Source organism: Rhizobium sp. N621, assembly GCF_001664325.1.
GTDB lineage: Bacteria > Pseudomonadota > Alphaproteobacteria > Rhizobiales > Rhizobiaceae > Rhizobium > Rhizobium esperanzae.
The window spans coordinates 1,933,703-1,952,686 of the sequence record NZ_CP013495.1; the positions used below are offsets into that span (position 1 = coordinate 1,933,703).

The 18,984-nt window shown below is 60.9% G+C and carries 19 protein-coding genes; 11 read left to right on the top strand and 8 right to left on the bottom strand.

The window, feature by feature from the left end:
- The first annotated feature begins 38 nt into the window (after nucleotides 1-38).
- The 5 genes from gatB to AMK00_RS09450 all read left to right on the top strand — a co-directional run bounded on the left by gatB (nucleotide 39) and on the right by AMK00_RS09450 (nucleotide 3,582).
- A complete protein-coding gene (gene gatB, locus AMK00_RS09430; RefSeq protein ID WP_064802192.1) occupies nucleotides 39-1,541 on the top strand; it encodes an Asp-tRNA(Asn)/Glu-tRNA(Gln) amidotransferase subunit GatB in 1,503 nt (500 codons plus the stop codon).
- 3 nt (nucleotides 1,542-1,544) lie between these two features.
- The gene (locus tag AMK00_RS09435) at nucleotides 1,545-2,048 is read left to right on the top strand and encodes a GNAT family N-acetyltransferase (protein WP_064810219.1); all 504 of its coding nucleotides are present in this window, start codon (nucleotides 1,545-1,547) and stop codon (nucleotides 2,046-2,048) included.
- Between the two features lie 4 nt (nucleotides 2,049-2,052).
- Nucleotides 2,053-2,526 (top strand): GNAT family N-acetyltransferase, encoded by a 474-nt coding sequence (locus tag AMK00_RS09440; protein ID WP_064802197.1) that lies wholly within the window; start codon nucleotides 2,053-2,055, stop codon nucleotides 2,524-2,526.
- Between the two features lie 102 nt (nucleotides 2,527-2,628).
- Entirely contained in the window at nucleotides 2,629-3,027 is a 399-nt protein-coding gene (locus AMK00_RS09445) for an NADH:ubiquinone oxidoreductase subunit NDUFA12 (protein ID WP_064810220.1), read from the top strand.
- A gap of 114 nt (nucleotides 3,028-3,141) precedes the next feature.
- Nucleotides 3,142-3,582, top strand: a complete 441-nt coding sequence (locus tag AMK00_RS09450) for a DUF2155 domain-containing protein (protein WP_064802201.1) — start codon at nucleotides 3,142-3,144, stop codon at nucleotides 3,580-3,582.
- A gap of 70 nt (nucleotides 3,583-3,652) precedes the next feature.
- On the opposite strand, the gene AMK00_RS09455 is transcribed toward AMK00_RS09450, so the two are convergent.
- The 6 genes from AMK00_RS09455 to AMK00_RS09480 all read right to left on the bottom strand — a co-directional run bounded on the left by AMK00_RS09455 (nucleotide 3,653) and on the right by AMK00_RS09480 (nucleotide 8,490).
- On the bottom strand, nucleotides 3,653-4,579 hold the full coding sequence (locus tag AMK00_RS09455; RefSeq protein ID WP_064810221.1) for a DUF2167 domain-containing protein: 927 nt from the start codon (nucleotides 4,577-4,579) through the stop codon (nucleotides 3,653-3,655).
- A gap of 75 nt (nucleotides 4,580-4,654) precedes the next feature.
- Complete coding sequence (aat, locus tag AMK00_RS09460; protein WP_064802205.1) at nucleotides 4,655-5,269, bottom strand: leucyl/phenylalanyl-tRNA--protein transferase; 615 nt, start codon at nucleotides 5,267-5,269, stop codon at nucleotides 4,655-4,657.
- Between the two features lie 7 nt (nucleotides 5,270-5,276).
- A complete protein-coding gene (gene accC, locus AMK00_RS09465) occupies nucleotides 5,277-6,626 on the bottom strand; it encodes an acetyl-CoA carboxylase biotin carboxylase subunit (protein WP_064802207.1) in 1,350 nt (449 codons plus the stop codon).
- Between the two features lie 10 nt (nucleotides 6,627-6,636).
- Nucleotides 6,637-7,113: an acetyl-CoA carboxylase biotin carboxyl carrier protein gene (gene accB / locus AMK00_RS09470; RefSeq protein WP_064810222.1), complete on the bottom strand. Its 477-nt coding sequence runs from the start codon at nucleotides 7,111-7,113 to the stop codon at nucleotides 6,637-6,639.
- A 20-nt stretch (nucleotides 7,114-7,133) separates the two neighbouring features.
- The gene (aroQ, locus tag AMK00_RS09475) at nucleotides 7,134-7,571 is read right to left on the bottom strand and encodes a type II 3-dehydroquinate dehydratase (RefSeq protein ID WP_064810223.1); all 438 of its coding nucleotides are present in this window, start codon (nucleotides 7,569-7,571) and stop codon (nucleotides 7,134-7,136) included.
- A 160-nt stretch (nucleotides 7,572-7,731) separates the two neighbouring features.
- A complete protein-coding gene (locus AMK00_RS09480) occupies nucleotides 7,732-8,490 on the bottom strand; it encodes a DsbA family protein (RefSeq protein WP_064802212.1) in 759 nt (252 codons plus the stop codon).
- 204 nt (nucleotides 8,491-8,694) lie between these two features.
- Between AMK00_RS09480 and AMK00_RS09485 the strand changes: the two genes are divergently transcribed.
- Nucleotides 8,695-9,852 (top strand): pyridoxal phosphate-dependent aminotransferase, encoded by a 1,158-nt coding sequence (locus AMK00_RS09485; RefSeq protein WP_064810224.1) that lies wholly within the window; start codon nucleotides 8,695-8,697, stop codon nucleotides 9,850-9,852.
- A gap of 43 nt (nucleotides 9,853-9,895) precedes the next feature.
- Here the strand turns inward: AMK00_RS09485 and AMK00_RS09490 are convergent, their stop codons facing one another.
- Both AMK00_RS09490 and AMK00_RS09495 read right to left on the bottom strand, forming a co-directional pair.
- Nucleotides 9,896-11,230, bottom strand: coding sequence for a DUF2778 domain-containing protein (locus tag AMK00_RS09490; protein ID WP_064810225.1), 1,335 nt, complete (start codon nucleotides 11,228-11,230; stop codon nucleotides 9,896-9,898).
- Between the two features lie 207 nt (nucleotides 11,231-11,437).
- On the bottom strand, nucleotides 11,438-13,288 hold the full coding sequence (locus AMK00_RS09495; RefSeq protein WP_237350471.1) for a PHA/PHB synthase family protein: 1,851 nt from the start codon (nucleotides 13,286-13,288) through the stop codon (nucleotides 11,438-11,440).
- Between the two features lie 146 nt (nucleotides 13,289-13,434).
- Between AMK00_RS09495 and AMK00_RS09500 the strand changes: the two genes are divergently transcribed.
- From AMK00_RS09500 to recJ, 5 genes are all read left to right on the top strand, one after another.
- Nucleotides 13,435-13,848: a hypothetical protein gene (locus AMK00_RS09500; protein WP_064802219.1), complete on the top strand. Its 414-nt coding sequence runs from the start codon at nucleotides 13,435-13,437 to the stop codon at nucleotides 13,846-13,848.
- 222 nt (nucleotides 13,849-14,070) lie between these two features.
- Nucleotides 14,071-15,288, top strand: coding sequence for an LL-diaminopimelate aminotransferase (locus AMK00_RS09505; RefSeq protein WP_064802220.1), 1,218 nt, complete (start codon nucleotides 14,071-14,073; stop codon nucleotides 15,286-15,288).
- A gap of 62 nt (nucleotides 15,289-15,350) precedes the next feature.
- Nucleotides 15,351-16,676: a homoserine dehydrogenase gene (locus AMK00_RS09510; RefSeq protein WP_064810226.1), complete on the top strand. Its 1,326-nt coding sequence runs from the start codon at nucleotides 15,351-15,353 to the stop codon at nucleotides 16,674-16,676.
- 155 nt (nucleotides 16,677-16,831) lie between these two features.
- The gene (locus AMK00_RS09515; RefSeq protein WP_064810227.1) at nucleotides 16,832-17,077 is read left to right on the top strand and encodes a hypothetical protein; all 246 of its coding nucleotides are present in this window, start codon (nucleotides 16,832-16,834) and stop codon (nucleotides 17,075-17,077) included.
- 80 nt (nucleotides 17,078-17,157) lie between these two features.
- Nucleotides 17,158-18,960: a single-stranded-DNA-specific exonuclease RecJ gene (gene recJ / locus AMK00_RS09520; protein ID WP_064810228.1), complete on the top strand. Its 1,803-nt coding sequence runs from the start codon at nucleotides 17,158-17,160 to the stop codon at nucleotides 18,958-18,960.
- Nucleotides 18,961-18,984 lie beyond the last annotated feature (24 nt).

Sequence of the window (18,984 nt, forward strand, 5' to 3'; positions counted from 1 at the left end):
CTCACCAGTGGAAAAGAACAGCCTGCAAAGAGCATCAGATGACCATTGTCGACGTCCGCACGCCCGATCCGAAACGCTTCATCCCCGGCGCCACCGGCGACTGGGAGGTCATTGTCGGCATGGAAGTCCACGCCCAGGTGCTGTCCAATTCGAAGCTCTTTTCCGGCGCTTCGACGGAATTCGGCAAGCCGCAGAATTCGAACGTATCGCTGGTCGATGCCGCCATGCCCGGCATGCTGCCCGTCATCAACGAGGAATGCGTCAAGCAGGCCGTGCGCACCGGTCTCGGCCTCAAAGCTGAGATCAACAAACGTTCGCTCTTCGACCGCAAGAACTACTTCTACCCCGACCTGCCGCAGGGCTATCAAATCTCGCAGTACAAGGATCCGATCGTCGGCGAGGGCAAGATCGTCATTTCGCTCGGACCGGATCGCCAGGGCCAGTTCGAGGATATCGAGATTGGCATCGAGCGCCTGCACCTGGAACAGGATGCCGGCAAGTCGATGCACGACCAGCACGCGACCATGTCCTATGTCGATCTGAACCGTTCCGGCGTGGCGCTGATGGAGATCGTCTCCAAACCCGACATGCGCTCGTCCGATGAAGCCAAGGCCTATATGACCAAGCTGCGTTCGATCGTGCGTTATCTCGGAACCTGCGACGGCAACATGGACGAAGGCTCGATGCGCGCCGACGTCAACGTCTCCGTGCGCCGTCCGGGCGAGGCTTTCGGCACGCGCTGCGAAATCAAGAACGTCAATTCGATCCGCTTCATCGGCCAGGCGATCGAATACGAAGCGCGCCGCCAGATCGGCATTCTGGAAGACGGTGGCACAATCGATCAGGAGACACGCCTCTTCGACCCGAACAAGGGCGAGACGCGTTCCATGCGCTCCAAGGAAGACGCGCATGATTACCGCTACTTCCCCGATCCGGATCTGCTGCCGCTCGAATTCGACGATGCCTTCGTCAAGGCGCTCGAAGCCGATCTGCCGGAACTCCCCGACGACAAGAAGGAGCGCTTCGTGCGTGAACTCGGCCTGTCGGTCTACGATGCCTCCGTGCTCGTTTCCGAAAAGGCGATCGCCGATTATTTCGAGGCCGTGGCCGCCGGCCGCGACGGCAAGACGGCGGCAAACTGGGTGATCAACGACCTGCTCGGTGCGCTCAACCGTACCGGCAAGGACATCGAACAGACGCCGGTCTCGCCGGCTCAGCTCGGCGCGATCATCGACCTTATCAAGGCCGGAACCATCTCCGGCAAGATCGCCAAAGACCTTTTCGAGATCGTGCTGACCGAAGGCGGCGATCCCGCCGAGATCGTCGAATCGCGCGGCATGAAGCAGGTGACGGATACCGGCGCCATCGAAAAGGCCGTGGACGAGATCATCGCCGCCAATCCCGAACAGGTCGAAAAGGTCAAGGCGAAGCCGACCATGGCGGCATGGTTCGTCGGCCAGGTGATGAAGGCGACCGGCGGCAAGGCCAATCCGCAGGCGGTCCAGGCGCTCGTCAAGGCGAAGCTCGGCATCGAGGAATAGTCCGTGTATTTCGTCCGCACCGCCGGAGAGCGCGACCTCGAGAAGGTGCGCGCTCTTCTGGTGGAGAGCTTTCACGCCACCTATGACGAACTCCACGGCAAAACAAAGGTGGACGATCTGATCGCCCATCTCTTTACGCCGGCAGCGCTGAAGGCGCGGCTGGCGCGCAAGGATGCCGAGTTCCTCGTCGCCGATAATGGCCGCAACATCGGCGGCGTGGGGTATGCAGCGATGTCGCAAGCGTTGACGAAGACGGTCATGCTGCATCTCCTCTACGTCAATCCGTCGCTGCAGCGCCAGGGCATCGGCCGCGATATCTTCGCCGAGCTCGAAACCTGCTTTCCGGATGCTGAGATCATGCGTCTGGAAGTCGAGCCGCAGAATGCGGCGGCGATCGCCTTCTACCGGGCGCATGATTTCACCGAAATCGGCCGCAACGAGAACAGCGCACCCGGACAATCCGGCATTCCCTCGCTGATTTTCGAAAAACCGCTGCAAGGGCATTAAGACCGTGGCGGTCGAGTTATCCGATATTCTCATTCGCCAAGCGCAGGGGGACGATCTGCCGGCGCTTGTGGCGATGTTTGCCGCCGATGCTCTCGGCGGTCACGGCGATACGTCGGATGCCGAGGCTTTTGCCGATTATGCCAAGGCCTTCGCCGTCATTGAGGCTTCGCTGAACCAGACGCTTTATGTCGCAGAGTGCGGCGGCGAAGTGGTCGGCACGTTCCAGACCATGCTCACGACCTCGCTGACAGGCCGTGGTTCTTCGACGATGATCATCGAGGCGGTGCAGACGCGGGCCGACATGCGCGGGCAGGGCATCGGCACTGGAATGATCGAATTCGCCATATCAGAGGCAAAAGGCCGCGGCGTGCGGCTGGTACAGCTGACCTCGAATGCCATACGCAAGGATGCCCATCGTTTCTATGAAAGGCTTGGCTTCAAGCCTTCGCATCTCGGCTTCAAGATGGCCTTGAAATGACCCTTGCCTCTCGTGGAATCGCTGGACAATTCGGCTTGGCGACGGCATAAGCGAGGAGCTAAATTCTGGTTTGGCCCGCACTGGCGGGCACAAGGAAAAGACATGCGGAATCTTCTGGTTCAAATCTTCACCTGGTGGAACAGTCAGACGATAGGCACGCGTTTTGCGACCTGGCGTTTTGGCAAGCGCGTCGGCGAGGATGAGTTCGGCAACGTCTATTATGAAGGCGGCATGTCTTCCTATGGCCTGCCGAAGCGCTGGGTGATCTACAAGGGTTATGCCGAAGCCTCCGCCATTCCGCCGGGCTGGCATGGTTGGATGCATCATCGCACCGATGTTCCGCCGTCCAAGGAAAACTACGTCGCCAAGGAATGGCAGAAGACGCACCGTCCGAACCTCACCGGTTCGCCGCAGGCTTACCGTCCGCCGGGCTCGCTCGCGGTTCCGGGCGAGCGGCCGCGTGTCACCGGCGATTACGACGCCTGGACGCCCGGCAACTGAGACGGCCCGACCGGGCGATCGCAAGCCCGGCTTTTGGCCACAATTGACCTTTACCCGCAGGTTGGCCGCGCTTGACCGCGGCCGTGAACCGAAAATGTCTGGAGACGGGTGCATATGAAGCTCTTCACGCGGTACATGGTCCTGCGTGGCGCCGGATCGCTGCTGGCGCTCTCGGCTCTGCTTCCACCGGTTGCGGCGCATGCCGCCCGCATTGACAATCCGGTTGCCGTCTTCTCCGGTCTCGACAAGATCACCGGTCGCATCACGACGTTCGATGTCTATGTCAATGAGACGGTACAGTTCGGCGCCCTGCAGGTGACGCCGAAGGCCTGCTATTCGCGCGACCAGGCGGAAGCGCAGAAGATCGACGGCTTTGTCGAAGTCGACGAAATCACCCTCGACCGCAAGATCCGCCGCATCTTCACCGGCTGGATGTTCGCCGACAGCCCCGGCCTCAACGCCGTCGAGCATCCGATCTACGACGTCTGGCTGAAGGACTGCAAGACAAGCTCGGACGTCCCGGAACCCGACAGCGCCAAGGCGCCGGCTCGCTGATTGATATCAGCTAGGCAGACGCCAAAAAAGCTTCACAATTTCGGCGCCGTCTCCTGGTTAAGCCGCGAGCCTATGCCGTGGGTGTCTTGTTTCGCGTGAAAAGACCTTTGGCAAACCGAAGCGCACCGCCAAGCACGATGACAATAAGGATACCGGCCTTTTTCAGAAAGGCGGCGGCAAGCGCCAGAAGCCCCACCTTTGCGGCGATCTTGGCGCCCGCACCCGCGGCGATCATGCCGGCCATTCCGTAGGCCGCGATCTTGTCGCCTTCGACGAAGTCGGTATAGGCCATTCCCTTGTCGAACTGCACGAGCGTCGTGACGGTCGGAATGACCTGCTCGATCTCCTTCAACTGGTTCAGGCCGGCCACGAAATCGAACTCGAATACGCCCTGGCGACCAAGAACGCGCACGGAGTAGTTAAGCGTATGTGGGGCTTGCGCATCATCACCGAACAGCAGATCGCGCGCCCAATGCATCGCATGCGCAGATTTGTCGTAATGCGGCGTCGAGGCCCAGCCGACAAGCGTGATCTTTTGAAAACCCTGCTTTTCGCGCTCGACGTTGTTTTCCCGAATGGAATCCTTGATGTTCTGCAGCAGTTCATCGTAATCGGTCGTGGCGGCATCGGCGTCTGAGACATAGCCGTCGGCGCTGTATTCGACAATGGAACCCCAGGCCGCGATATCGGTCGGCGCGTATTTCGCCGGGAAGATCATCCCCATCGTTCCCTCAGCCGCCTGCGGCGGATTTCCCCAGATATCGACCAGCACCTTCTTCGTATCTGCGGAATTGAGATAGTAGAAGCCTTCGGGCACGTTCAGCATTGCCTTTGCAGCAGGCAGCTTGATTGCACCCTGTTGAAAATCGAGCTTTTGCAGCAGTGGTTTTTCTGCGTCCGAAAAAGCCCTGGCAGAGAACATCTCCTGGTAAGGGCGTGCCCCGGCTTGACCCGTGAACAAGGCGAAAAGGATTGCGGCCGCAAAATATCGTTTCAAAATTCTATCCCCCGTTGCATGGCCGAGCCTATTCAAATCGGCCCGAAAATCAACGCAAGGATGAAACGATCACATTTAAAACTTCAGGTGTGGCGATTCCATCGCGTTGGCAAGCAACAACGCATATTCGGTCTTCGGCACGTCGATCGCTCCGAACGTCTTCAGGTGCTCGGTGGTAAATTGCGTATCGAGCAGCGTGAAGCCCTTTTCCCTCAGCCGGTCGACCAGGTGTACAAGGCAGATTTTCGAGGCGTCCGTCCGGCGTGAAAACATGCTTTCGCCGAAGAAGGCCGAGCCAAGCGAGACGCCGTAGAGGCCGCCGACCAGTTGATCGCCGTCCCAGGCTTCGACGGTATGGGCATGACCGATTTCGAACAGCGTGGAATAAAGCGATCGGATCGTCTGGTTGATCCAGGTGCTCGGGCGTCCCGATGTTTCCTCCGCGCAAGCCGCGATCACCTGGTCGAAATCGTGATCGAAGCGGATTTCGAAGGGTTTCCTGCGCACCGTTTTTGCGAGGCTTTTCGAGATATGGAAATCATCGAGCGGCAGGACGCCGCGCAATTCCGGTTCGACCCAGAAGATCTCCGGGTCATCGGCGGACTCGGCCATCGGAAAGAGGCCGATGGAATAGGCGCGCAGGAGGATGTCAGGGGTTATGCCTGGTGACTTCCTGCGCGATCCTGCCATTCCTGTCCTATGCCGCCGGCGTGTTGGCGAGGTAATGTTCCAGCCAGTGGATATCGTAGTCGCCGTTGGCGATATCCTGGTTGGAGACGAGATCCTGGAACAACGGCAGCGTCGTCTTGATGCCGTCGACGACGAATTCGTCGAGCGCGCGGCGCAGGCGCATCATGCATTCGACACGGGTGCGGCCGTGCACGATCAGCTTGCCGATCAAGCTGTCGTAATAGGGCGGAATCTTATAACCCTGATAGGCGCCGGAATCGATGCGCACGCCAAGGCCGCCCGGCGCATGGAAATGCGTGATCGTTCCGGGCGAGGGCACGAAGGTGCGCGCGTCCTCGGCATTGATCCGGCATTCGATCGCATGGCCGGAAAAATGCACCTCGTCCTGCGTCACGGAAAGACCGCCGCCGGAGGCGACGCGGATCTGCTCGTGCACCAGGTCGATGCCGGTGATCGCTTCGGTGATCGGATGTTCCACCTGCAGGCGGGTGTTCATTTCGATGAAATAGAACTCGCCGTTCTCGTAGAGGAATTCGATCGTGCCGGCGCCGCGATATTTCAGCTTCTTCATGGCATCGGCGCAGATCTGGCCGATCTTCATGCGCTGCTCGACATTGAGCGCAGGCGAATTCGCTTCTTCCCAGACTTTCTGGTGGCGGCGCTGCAGCGAACAGTCGCGTTCGCCGAGATGAATGGCGTTGCCTTCACCGTCACCGAAGACCTGGATTTCGATGTGGCGCGGCTTGCCGAGGTATTTTTCCATGTAGACGGCATCGTTGCCGAAGGCGGCTGCCGCTTCCGTGCGCGCCGTCGACCAGGCCTCGATCAGATCGGCCTCGCTCTTGGCGACCTTCATGCCGCGCCCACCGCCGCCGGCCGTTGCCTTTATCAGCACGGGATAGCCGATTTCGGCCGCTGTCCGCAGCGCATCCTCTTCGGTCTTCACTTCGCCATCCGAGCCAGGAACGACGGGAATGCCGAGTTCGAGCGCCGTCGTCTTGGCGGTGATCTTGTCGCCCATGATGCGGATGTGATCCGCCGTCGGCCCGATGAAGGTGATGCCATGGGCGTCGAGAATATCGGCGAACTTGGCATTCTCGGAGAGGAAGCCATAGCCCGGATGCACGGCGTCGGCGCCGGTGATCTCGCAGGCGGCGACGATCTGGTGGATATTGAGATAGCTCTCGCGCGAGGAGGGCGGACCGATGCAGACGCTTTCGTCGGCAAGGCGCACATGCATGGCATCGGCGTCGGCGGTGGAATGCACCACGACGCAGGCAATGCCGAGCTCCTTGCAGGCCCTAAGCACGCGAAGGGCGATTTCCCCGCGATTGGCGATGAGAATTTTCGAAATCATGGGCTTGGGCCTATTCGATGACGACGAGGGCTTGGCCGTATTCGACGGGATGTCCGTCGTCGACGAGGATCTCGGTCACCTTGCCTGACTTCGGCGAAGGAATTTGGTTCATCGTCTTCATCGCTTCGATGATGATGAGCGTCTGGCCTTCCTTGACGGTGGCGCCGATTTCGATGAAGGGACGTGCGCCCGGAGCCGGCGCCATGTAGACGGTGCCGACCATCGGCGCATTGACGACATTCGCCGGGTTGCGGCCGGGTGCTGCGGCGGGCGCGGCAGCGGCGGCTACGGGAGCGGCGGCTGCGGCCGGGGCGGCAAAGGCCGGTGCAGCAATCGGCGCCTGGACGTATTGCGGCGTGCCGCCGCGCGAAACGCGGATGCGCAAGTCGTCCTGCTCGACCTCGATCTCCGTCAGATCCGTCTCGTTGAGAATATTGGCGAGATCGCGGATCAGTGCCTGATCGATACCCGATTTCTTTTCAGCCATGGTGTTGCCCTGTCTTCTTCTTATGCCGTGATGTTCTTCAGCGCATGGAGCGCCAGGATGTAGCTGTGAGGCCCGAAGCCGCAGATCACGCCCTTGCATGCCGGCGCGATCATCGACTTGTGGCGAAATTCTTCCCGTGCATGGACGTTGGATATGTGGAGTTCGATGACGGGGATTGATATAGCGCGGATCGCGTCGTGCAGCGCGACTGACGTATGCGTATAGGCGCCTGCATTGATGGCGACGCCGGCAGCCTTTTCGTCGGCCTCGTGGAACCAGTCCACAAGCGTGCCTTCGTGGTTGCTTTGACGGAAGTCGATATCAAAGCCGAGTGCGCGCCCGGCTGCCTTGCAGTCTGCCTCGATGTCCTTGAGCGTCTTGCCGCCATAAATGCCGGGCTCTCGTTTACCCAGCATGTTCAGGTTTGGGCCGTTCAGGACAAAAATCGTTTGCGTCATCGAATGTTCCGTAAATGCACGACGGCAACCTATAGACTCCGCGAGGGCTGAATGAAAGCCCTTACGGGTTGGCCGACAGGAATCGCGCCACATTTGTCCACATGGCTGAAACGCTTCGATTCTGGCGATTTGATGAGCGGCCGGTCGGCTGCCTGATTCCTCAGCAGGCGGTCTTGCCGCAGCTGCGCATGTTCTTGACCTTGGCTTCGAGATCGTCGAGCCCGACGGCGCCCGGGACCAGCTCGTTGCCGATCACATAAGAGGGCGTGCCGCTGATGCCGAGGCTGGAGGCAAGCTGATAGGTCGCCTGAACGATCCCATCGTTCGGGCTCTTCGCCATCTCGGCGCGAATCTTGTCTTCGCTGACGCCGAGAGAGCCTGCGACAGCGATCGCACTGTCTTCCGAGGCACGGCCTTCGCTGCTGAGAAGGGCGACATGGAAATCGGCATATTTGGCAGGCGCCAGCCTGCGGAAGGCGTCGGCCACTTTGTGGGCGGCAACCGAATCCGGCCCGAGGATCGGGAATTCCTTGAGGACGAAGCGGACGTTCGTGTCCTTCTTCAGCATCGCCTGCATGTCGGGAAGCGCGTGGCGGCAGTAGGTGCAATTATAATCGAAGAATTCGACGACGGTCACATCGCCCTTGGGATTGCCGAGCGTGACGTCATCCTTTGAATTGAAGATGTTTGCGGTGTTCTCCTCGATCGCCATATTGGCCTTCACCAGCCGCGCGGCCTCCTGCTTCTTCTGCAGCGCGTCCTGGACGTCGAGCATGATCTCCGGGTTTTCGATCAGATATTGCTTGATGAATTCGCCGAATTCCTTCTTCTGCTGATCGTCGAGCGCTGCCGCCGGAAACGGGAGCGCGATCGATGCGGCGAGCGCCAGTGCGGTGAAGCTTTTTGAGAAGAAGGCCATGATATCCTCGTCATCGGCGATGTGGTCTTGGTCGAGAAAACCGTCGCCGGGTTATGGACTTGAACGCGTCGCGTCAAGGTACGGGGTGTCGAGTTCTGTTCAAACAGGAATTTTCATCCCTGCGCCGCCCTCGCGGGATTGTGATGAGCCGATTAATGCGGCAATTGTCTGGCCAATAGCGAAGAAGCCGAGCGAGAAGCGATCTTGTTTTCCATATCGAAACGCAGCGAAGTCGAGCCTTTTCATGCCATGGACGTGTTGGCGGAGGCGACGAAGCGGCGGGCAGCCGGCCACGTCGTCATCTCGATGGCGGTCGGCCAGCCCTCGCATCCCGCGCCTCAAGCTGCGCTCCAAGCGGCACGCGCCGCCCTTGTCGAAGGCCGGATCGGTTATACGGATGCGCTGGGGACGGCGCGGCTGAAATCCGCACTGGCCTGGCACTACAGGGACCGTCACGGCTTGGAGATCGATCCCAAGCGCATCGCCATAACCACAGGCTCCTCGGCAGGGTTCAATCTCGCCTTCCTCACGCTTTTTGATGCCGGCGATGCCGTGGCGATCGCAAGACCGGGTTATCCCGCTTATCGCAACATTCTCGGCGCGCTGGGGCTGAAGGTTCTCGAAGTGCCGGTGACGGCCGAGACCCACTTCACCCTGACACCCGAGAGCCTCGAGGCGGTGCAGCAGCAAAGCGGCGTCAGGCTCAAAGGTGTGCTGCTTGCAAGCCCCGCCAATCCGACCGGCACCGTGACCGGCCGTGACGGGTTGAAGGCGCTTGCGGATTACTGCGCGGCCCAATCCATCGCCTTCATCTCCGATGAGATCTATCATGGGCTGACCTTCGCGGGAGAGGAGGCGAGCGCGCTCGAGCTGACGGACGAGGCGATCGTCATCAACTCCTTCTCCAAATATTACTGCATGACCGGCTGGCGAATCGGCTGGATGGTGCTACCGGAACGGCTGGTGCGGCCGATCGAGCGGGTGGCGCAGAGCCTCTATATCTCGCCGCCCGAGCTCTCCCAGATCGCAGCGGTGGCTGCGCTTGGCGCAAGCGAAGAGCTCGATCATGTCAGGGCGAGCTATGCCGCAAACCGCGCGCTGCTGCTCGACCGCCTGCCCAGGATCGGCCTTGCGCCCGCTTCGCCGATGGACGGCGCCTTCTACGCCTATGTCGATGTCTCGCGCTTCACCAATGACAGCATGGGCTTTGCCAAACGCATGTTGGCCGAAATCAACGTCGCGGCGACGCCGGGCCTGGATTTCGATCCTCTGGAGGGACACCGAACCCTGCGTCTCTCCTATGCGGGTTCGCAAGGAGAGATCGCCGAAGCGGTGGAGCGGATAGCAGTCTGGCTGAAGTAGGGCTGCGGGGGGCAAGCGGCTGCTTGCCCACCTGCTCCTTAAATTAGCTGCGCGACGAAAACAGCGAGGCGAGGGTCGAGGCGGGCTTGTTGTTCAGCCGCGGCACCACCACGAGCTGCTTGATCTCGCCGCGTTTGTAGGCGGTCAGGAAGCGTTTGTAATCCTTGAAGGAAACGCAGCCGTTGGAATCGCCGTTCTTGCCGAGCATATAGGTGTGGGCAAGCAGGCCGACGCGGTCATAGATGGCATCCGAGCCTTCCACCGGTGTCAAGCGCAGTGCTTCGACACCGTGAAAGAGGGCCTCGCGCATCGTGAGGACATAGGTATGCGGCGGCGTCGGTCCGCGCATCTTCTTGTCCACGTAACGCGGATTGTCGCGCATCTTGCCGAGACCGGAATGAGCCTCCAGCCGTTCGCCGTTCGGCAGATAGACGGTGCTGTTTTCGATGTCATAGATCGCGACACCTGCCCGCAGTTTTGGCGAGAAGACCGGCTTGTCGTAGCGCGGCACGGCATCGTCCTGATCGTCCTCGATCGGCGAGTTCGGCTGGGCATAGGCCAGGACAGGCCCGGCAGAGCGCTGTGCACCCTTGACGGCCGGCGCCGGTTTGCCGACGAGTCCGTCCGGACGCGCCATCGGCAACGGCACGGAACCTGCATCGGGCGACAGGACGAGATCGAAGGGTTGATCCTCTGCCGCTGCGACCTCCACGGGTGCGGATTCTGTTGCAGGAACCGAGGCGGTCCTGACAGGAGACGCGGCCGGCTCGATCGGGGCGGGCGCGATCTGCCGGGGGTCGGCATCAGCAAGCGCGAGCATTGCCTGGAGTTGGGCCGCGGCGACGGCCTCCTTTGACGGAACGATGATCCGGTTGCCGTCGTCCTCTTCAATCTCTGCCGAGGCGAGTTCGACCGGCGGCGCGATCGCATCATCCTTGCGGAACTTGGCACTGTCGGAAATCGCGGCGACGACCGGTTGCTCGGCAGCCATGACGAGCCGATTGTTCTTCGTAAGAGCCGCCAATGCCGTTGCGGCAGCGGCCGTCTTTTCAGCGTGAGACTGGATGAGGCTCGCCGTCAGCGGCATCTTCGGCTTCGCGTTGAAGGCGGTCAGCCGGTCACCCTTGCCGACATGGATCAACCTCTCAAGGCGAGTTGACGGCGCCGCCTTCGAGGCGGCCCGGATCTGTGCCAGGCTATCGGCTGGAGAAAAGGGCGCCGCGACCGAATGCATCGTTGCCAAGGTCGCGATCAGCCATGTTGAGGTTAAAAGCCCGGCGCCGATGACACCGTAAAGAAAACCGCGAGATCTGTGCGAACGCAAAGCAGATCCGCCAAGAGGGGCGACGTGATCCAACGTCCCTACCGCAAACGCCATACTACACTCGTCTTTCAAACTCGCTACGCAGGCCGGCGGCACTGACTGACTAAAACTTCGCCGGGCCGGTAAGGGCGCAAAGGGGCCGAATTTAGGCCGCTTGCGACTTCCGACTGTTTCGCGAGGATGACGAATTATGGTTTCTAATTTGTTTACGCGATATCGCTGTTTCTTGGGATGTCTCAAAAAGAGATGCCTGCCGGCGTCTCAGGTGCGTTCCATCACATAACTTCCCGGTGCTTCTTCGATCGCGTTCAGCGCATCGCCGCCGGGTTTGCGGGCCGCAACGCGTCTGCCGTCCTGCGTCTCGATCCAGGCTTGCCAATGCGGCCACCACGACCCCGCCGTCTCGGTGGCCCGCTCGAGCCAGGTCTCGTAGTCGCCCTTGGCCGGGCCACCCGTCCAGAACTGGTATTTCTTCTTATCGGGCGGGTTGACGACGCCAGCGATATGTCCCGAGCCGGTGAGGACGAATTCCACCTTGCCGCCGAAGAACTGACTGCCGAGGAAGACCGATTTTGCAGGCGCGATGTGGTCCTCGCGCGTGGCGAGATTATAGATCGGGATCTTCACATCCTTCAGCGATACGCGCTTGCCGTCGAGGATCATCTCGTTCTGCGTCAACGCATTGCGGAGATAGCAGTTTCGCAGGTAGAAGGCGTGGTTTGCCGCCGCCATGCGGGTCGAATCGGCGTTCCAGAACAACAGGTCGAAGGGCAGGGGCTCCTGACCCTTGAGGTAGCTGTTGACGAAATAAGGCCAGATCAGCTCGGAAGCGCGCAGCATGTTGAAGGCCATCGACATCTTCGTGCCGTCGAGATAGCCGGCCGCCTTCATATGCTCTTCGAGCGCGGCAAGCTGCTCCTCGTCGACGAAGACCTTGAGATCGCCGGCATGGGTGAAATCAACCTGCGTTGTGAAGAGCGTGGCGGTCTTGATGCGCCGGTTTTTCTCCTTGGCGTGCAGCGCCAAAGTTGCCGCCAGCAGCGTGCCGCCGACGCAGTAGCCGACGGCGTTGACGTCCTTCTCGCCGGTCGCCTTCTCGATCGTATCGAGCGCGAAATCGACGCCCTCGCGGGCATAGGCGCCCCAGTCCTTCTCGGCGTGACGCGCATCCGGGTTGACCCAGGATATGACGAAGACGGTCTGGCCCTGGTCCACGCACCATTTGATGAAGGATTTCTGCGGGTTGAGATCAAGAATATAGAACTTGTTGATCCAGGGCGGGCAGATCAGCAGCGGCCGCTTCAGAACTGTTTCGGTCGAGGCTTCGTACTGGATGATCTGGCAGATATCGTTCTGGGCGATGACTTTGCCCGGTGTCAGCGCCATGTCGCGGCCGACAGCGAATTTTGTCATGTCGGTCTGTCGAAGGCGAAGCTCGCCGTTGCCCGCAGCGATGTCCTCGGCGAGCATCTTCATGCCGCGCACCAGGTTTTCGCCGTTGCTTGCGATCGTCTCGCGGTAAAGCTGCGGGTTGGTAGCGATGAAGTTGCTCGGCGAAAGGGCTGCCGTGATCTGCTTCACGTAGAATCCAGCCTTGTGCTTGGTATGCTCGTCGAGGCCGTCGGTCTCCGACACTAGCTTGTCCACCCAGTCGCTCGTGACGAAATAGACCTGGCGGAGGAAATCGAAGAACGGATTTTTCTGCCAATCCTCGTCCGAAAAGCGCTTGTCCTTGCGGGTGTCGGGCTCGGGCGGCAGGGGTTCGCCCTGCACGCGCTGCATCGAGCGCATCCAGATGCCGAAGAACGAGGACATCAGCTGGGTCTGCGCCTCGAAGGTGCGACGGGGATCGGAAATCCAGTATTCGCTGACCTTGGAAAGCGTTTTGACCATGTCGGTCATCGGATCGATGGCGGTTTCGGTGATCTCGCCGCGTTCGCGCGGCGCAAGCCAGGCCGAGGCGGCCTGGCCGAGATTTTCGAGCGCCCGGGCGAAATTCATCGCCATGGTCTCGGGATCCTTCAACAGATAGGGTTCGAGATCGGTCGCGTCGAAACCGGTCTTGTCGCCATTCTTCTGGCCGCCACTCTCTTGCTTGCTGTCGGTCACCATTTCCTCCGGCGGCAGCACTCTTTTTATCCGTTTGTTGTACATCGTGACCGAACGAGAAAACAAGTTCCACCCGCATCGGCTCGTGCTATTGCTTTGTGGCTGCGACAAATTTAACAGTCGAAGCAATCAGAACTGGATTTTGAGGCATGATCGAGAACGACATTCGGCGCATCGCAACCTTCAACCGCACCGCATTGATCTGCGCCGCGGCGGCGATGACCCTTGCCGGATGCAATCTGACGGCGGAGGAAAAAGCCGCCGCCGCCGCCAAGCGAGCGGCGCCGACCGCCGTCGTCATGCCGGCAACCAAGGGCGAGGCGGTTGAAGGCGGTCTGATGAAATCACCGGACGGCTATCCGAATTTCGGCGCGCCGCTGACGGCCGCCAATGTCCAGATGAGCGATGAGCAGGCGGCCGAACTGCAGCATCAGTTGACTGCGCTTGCAGCTCGGCGCAAGGCGGGCACGATCTCGGAAGCCGAATATCAGGCCAAGGTCACCGAAATGCGCCGCCTTGCCGCCGAGCACGGTGCGCAGACGCTCTCTGAAATCTCCAAATAAGCCTTGCCTTTCAGGCAAATTGGACGCAAAGCCTTCCGGATGGATCGGAAGATGCGATTTTGCCGATAATGCGTGGTTGTGCGGCCTTTCCGTCAAAGATTTGCCGCTTGGCTTGGGTCTGATGAATACGGCGCTGCGATTGTGAAGTTCGTGTCGCAGCCGCCGGAAGACGGAACGAACTTCGACTGCGGCCCGAAATGCCGCCTTTCCATGGGGAATGAAATGGAAGAGTTTCACAAAGTCCGGCGTTTGCCGCCTTATGTTTTCGAACAGGTCAACCGTTTGAAAGCAAGCGCGCGAGCGGGCGGCGCCGATATCATCGATCTCGGCATGGGAAACCCTGACCTTCCCACTCCCCAGGCGATCGTCGACAAGCTGTGCGAGGTCGTGCAGGACCCGCGCACGCACCGTTATTCGTCCTCCAAGGGCATTCCGGGCCTGCGCCGCGCCCAGGCCGCCTATTACGCCCGCCGTTTCGGCGTCAAGCTCAACCCGGATACGCAGGTGGTCGCCACCCTGGGCTCCAAGGAAGGCTTCGCCAACATGGCGCAGGCGATCACCGCTCCCGGCGACGTGATTCTCTGCCCGAACCCCACCTATCCGATCCACGCCTTCGGCTTCCTGATGGCCGGCGGCGTGATCCGCTCGATGTCGGTGGAGCCGGACGAGACTTTCTTCCCGCCGCTCGAGCGCGCGGTCCGCCATTCGATCCCGAAGCCTTTGGCGCTGATCCTCAACTATCCCTCGAACCCGACGGCCTTTGTCGCGACGCTCGATTTCTACAAGGACGTCGTCGCCTTCGCCAAGAAGCACGACATCATCGTGCTCTCCGACCTCGCCTATTCGGAGATCTACTTCGACGGCGCTCCGCCGCCGTCGGTTCTCGAAGTGCCGGGCGCAATGGATGTGACGGTCGAGTTCACGTCAATGTCGAAGACCTTTTCCATGCCTGGCTGGCGCATGGGCTTTGCCGTCGGCAACGAGCGGCTGATCGCTGCACTCACCCGCGTCAAGTCCTACCTCGATTACGGCGCCTTCACGCCGATCCAGGTTGCGGCGACGCATGCCCTGAACGGCGACGGCTCCGACATTGCCGAAGTGCGCAATGTCTATAAACGCCGCCGCGACGTCATGGTCGAAAGCTTCGGTAAATCGGGCTTCGAAGTGCCGCCGCCGGCGGCCACCATGTTCGCCTGGGCGAAAATCCCGGAAAAGTTCCGTCATCTCGGTTCGCTGGAATTTTCCAAGCTGCTGGTCGAGAAGGCGGACGTCGCCGTTGCTCCGGGCATCGGCTTCGGCGAGATGGGCGACGACTATGTCCGTCTGGCGCTTGTCGAGAATGAACACCGCATCCGTCAGGCTGCGCGCAACATCAAGAAGTTCATGTCGACGGCAGACGAGACGATGCATAACGTCATCTCGCTCAACGCCCACCGTTAATTCCAACTCTTGGGCAGCCGCGTTCGGCGGCTGCCGCCACACAGACATTTCAGGATCGATCCATGGCAGACGCCCTCAAAATCGGCATTGCGGGCTTAGGCACCGTTGGCGCCTCGCTTGTCCGCATCATTCAGCAGAAGAGCAACGAGCTTGCCGTCACCTGCGGACGTCCGATTACGATCACCGCGGTTTCCGCGCGCGACAAAACGCGGGACCGGGGCGTTGATCTTTCTGCCGTCACCTGGTTCGATCGGCCCGAGGATCTGGCCGAAAAGGGTGATATCGACGTCTTCGTCGAGCTGATGGGCGGCGCCGAAGGGGCTGCCAACGTCTCGGTGCGCGCCGCACTTCAGCGTGGTCTCCATGTGGTGACAGCCAACAAGGCGCTGCTCGCCTATCACGGTGTCGAGCTTGCGACGATCGCGGAAGAGAAGGGCTCGCTGTTGAATTTCGAGGCGGCGGTCGCCGGTGGCATCCCCGTCATCAAGGCGCTGCGCGAATCGCTGACCGGCAACGCCGTCTCGCGCATCTATGGCATCATGAACGGCACCTGCAATTACATCCTGACCAAGATGGAGAAGGAGGGGCTTTCCTTCGCCGAATGCCTCAAGGAAGCGCAGCGGCTGGGTTATGCCGAAGCCGATCCCGCCTTCGATATCGAGGGCAACGATACCGCCCACAAGCTCGCCATCCTGACGACGCTTGCCTTCGGCAATCGCATCGCGGCCGACGACATCTATCTCGAAGGCATCACCAATATCTCGATCGAGGACATCCACGCCGCCGCCGAACTCGGTTACCGCATCAAGCTGCTCGGCGTTGCCCAGCGCACCGAGACCGGCATCGAACAGCGTGTACACCCGACCATGGTCCCGGTCGATTCTGTCATCGCGCAAGTCGACGGCGTTACCAATGCGGTAGCAATTGAGTCCGACGTGCTCGGCGAACTACTGATGGTCGGTCCAGGCGCCGGCGGCAATGCGACGGCCTCGTCCGTGCTTGGCGATATCGCCGATATCGCCAAGAGCCAGCCGGGCGCTCAGCGCGTGCCGGTGCTCGGCCATCCCGCAAAGGCGCTGGAGCCTTACCGCAAGGCGCAGATGCAGAGCCACGAGGGCGGATATTTTATCCGCCTGACTGTGCTCGACCGCACCGGCGTCTTTGCAAGCGTCGCCACCCGCATGGCGGAAAACCACATCTCGCTCGAATCGATCGTCCAGCGCTCTACACAGCACCTGGCCCCATCGCATCACCAGACGATCATCCTCGTCACCCATGCAACGATGGAAGAGTCCGTGCGCAAGGCGGTCGCCTCGATAAAGTCGGAAGGCTATCTCTTCGGCGAGCCGCAGGTGATTCGCATCGAACGGCCGAAAGAAGAAGCTTAAGCATTTTTCGCTTGGGAGTATGAGCCGCTCTGTCTCTGGCAGGGCGGCTTTTTCTGTTAATCGTTCAGCCTCCCTGCGGAAGTCTATATTACCAAATGCCGAAATATTGATATAAATAAAACCACAGATGGTGAGTCGCCGGCGTGGAGTATTTCATGAGCAAGGACAGCCACGCCGGAAAGGAGCATGGCAGCCCGAGCAAGGTGCCGCCAGCCCGCCCTGATATATTTGCAGACATCCTCAAGCCGATGCGTCCTGACATTAGGGACGACAGCCATGACGAGGCCCTTGACGATGAACACACGGAAGGCCGCAACTGGGCCATTCTGCTGACGCTGTTTTCGGTCTTGTTGGTGCAGATCGGTGGCATCGCCGTGATCGTCTGGCTGATCTTCTGGTAAAAATGCGTGTCTGCAAATCCGTCGCTATGTTATCTCCGCTGCTCCTGTAGAAAGAACAGATGAAGTCAGCGGAGTTTGGAATGGCAGATCTCGTCGATCCGGTACAGCGCGCGTTTCTTGGCGTGGAGAAATCCGCACTCGACAATCGCTGGGTTGCAAGACTCGACCAGGCCGGCCAGAACCGGGCGCTCGCCATGGCGCAGGTTCACGGGCTGCCGGATCTGATCGCCCGGGTTCTCGCAGGACGCGGCGTCCCGGTTGACGAAGCGATCGAATTCCTCGACCCAACAATCCGCGGCTTGATGCCCGATCCCCACACACTGACCGATTGCGAGAAGGCGGCAACCCGCCTCGTGCGTGCGATCGAGCGCGGCGAGAGCGTGGCGATTTTCGGCGATTATGATGTCGACGGGGCGGCCTCCTCGGCGCTGATGTTCCGCTTTCTCAGCCATTTCGGGGTCAAGGCGAACATCTACATTCCCGACCGCATCTTTGAAGGTTATGGCCCCAATCCGGCGGCGATCAACCAGCTGATCGACAATGGCGCCCGGCTGATCGTCACCGTCGATTGCGGCTCCACCAGTCACGACGCGCTTGCCGCCGCTGCTGCGCGCAATATCGATGTCGTCGTCATCGATCACCACCAGGTGACACATGAGCTGCCGCCCTGCCATGCGCTCGTCAATCCCAATCGCGAGGACGATCTGTCGGGGCAGGGGCATCTTTGCGCGGCCGGCGTCGTCTTCATGGTGCTGGTCGCGACATTGCGGCTGCTGCGCGCGGCCGGCAACAAACACATCTTGGCGCTCGACCTGCTGCAATGGCTTGACATCGTGGCGCTTGCGACGGTCTGTGATGTCGTGCCGCTGAAGGGGCTCAATCGCGCCTATGTGGTCAAGGGGCTGGTTGCTGCCCGGCACCAGAGCAATGCCGGGCTTGCCGCACTCTTCCGCAAGGCGGGGCTCGCAGGCCCCGTGACGCCTTATCATTTCGGCTTTCTGATCGGCCCGCGCATCAATGCCGGTGGACGGATTGGTGACGCCGCACTCGGAAGCCGCCTGCTGACGCTCGATGATGCCGGCGAGGCGGAGGTGATCGCGCAGCGCCTCGACGAGCTCAACCGTGAACGCCAGGCGATGGAGGCGATGATGCTGCAGGAGGCGGAAGCCGAGGCGCTTGCCGAATACGGCGACGGCGAGGGCGCCTCCGTCATCGTCACCGCCCATGAGAAGTGGCATCCAGGCATCGTCGGGCTGATCGCCGCGCGGCTGAAGGAGAAATTCAAACGGCCCGCCTTCGCGATCGCTTTCGATCCCTCCGGCCGCGGCACCGGCTCAGGCCGCTCCATCAATGGCTTCGACATGGGCAGGATGGTGCGGGCTGCGGTCGAGGAGGGCATCCTGGTCAAGGGCGGCGGCCATGCCATGGCGGCGGGGCTGACGGTCGAGCGCGCCGACCTCGGCAGGTTGAGAACCTTCTTTACCGAGAAGGCCGCACGGACAGTGGCGAGCCTCGTCGCCAACGAGACATTGAAGATCGATGGCGCAATCGGCGCAAGCGGCGCCACGCTTGAACTCATTGACCGCCTGGAAGCCGCCGGCCCCTATGGCTCCGGCCACGCCCAGCCGCTTTTTGCGGTACCGGCGCATCGGGTACGAGATGCGCGCCTGGTCGGCGAGAAACATGTGAAGGTGACGCTGGAGGCGATGGACGGGTCGCGGCTCGATGGAATCGCCTTCCGCGCCGCCGATACCGGCCTCGGCAATCTTCTCATCAATTCACGCGGCGCCAGCCTCCATGTCGCAGGCTCGCTCGGCGCCGAACATTATCAAGGCGCGCGCCGCATCCAACTGCGCGTCTGCGACGCAGCGCCAGCGAGATAGCACGCTTGCGAAAGCCGCCGTCGG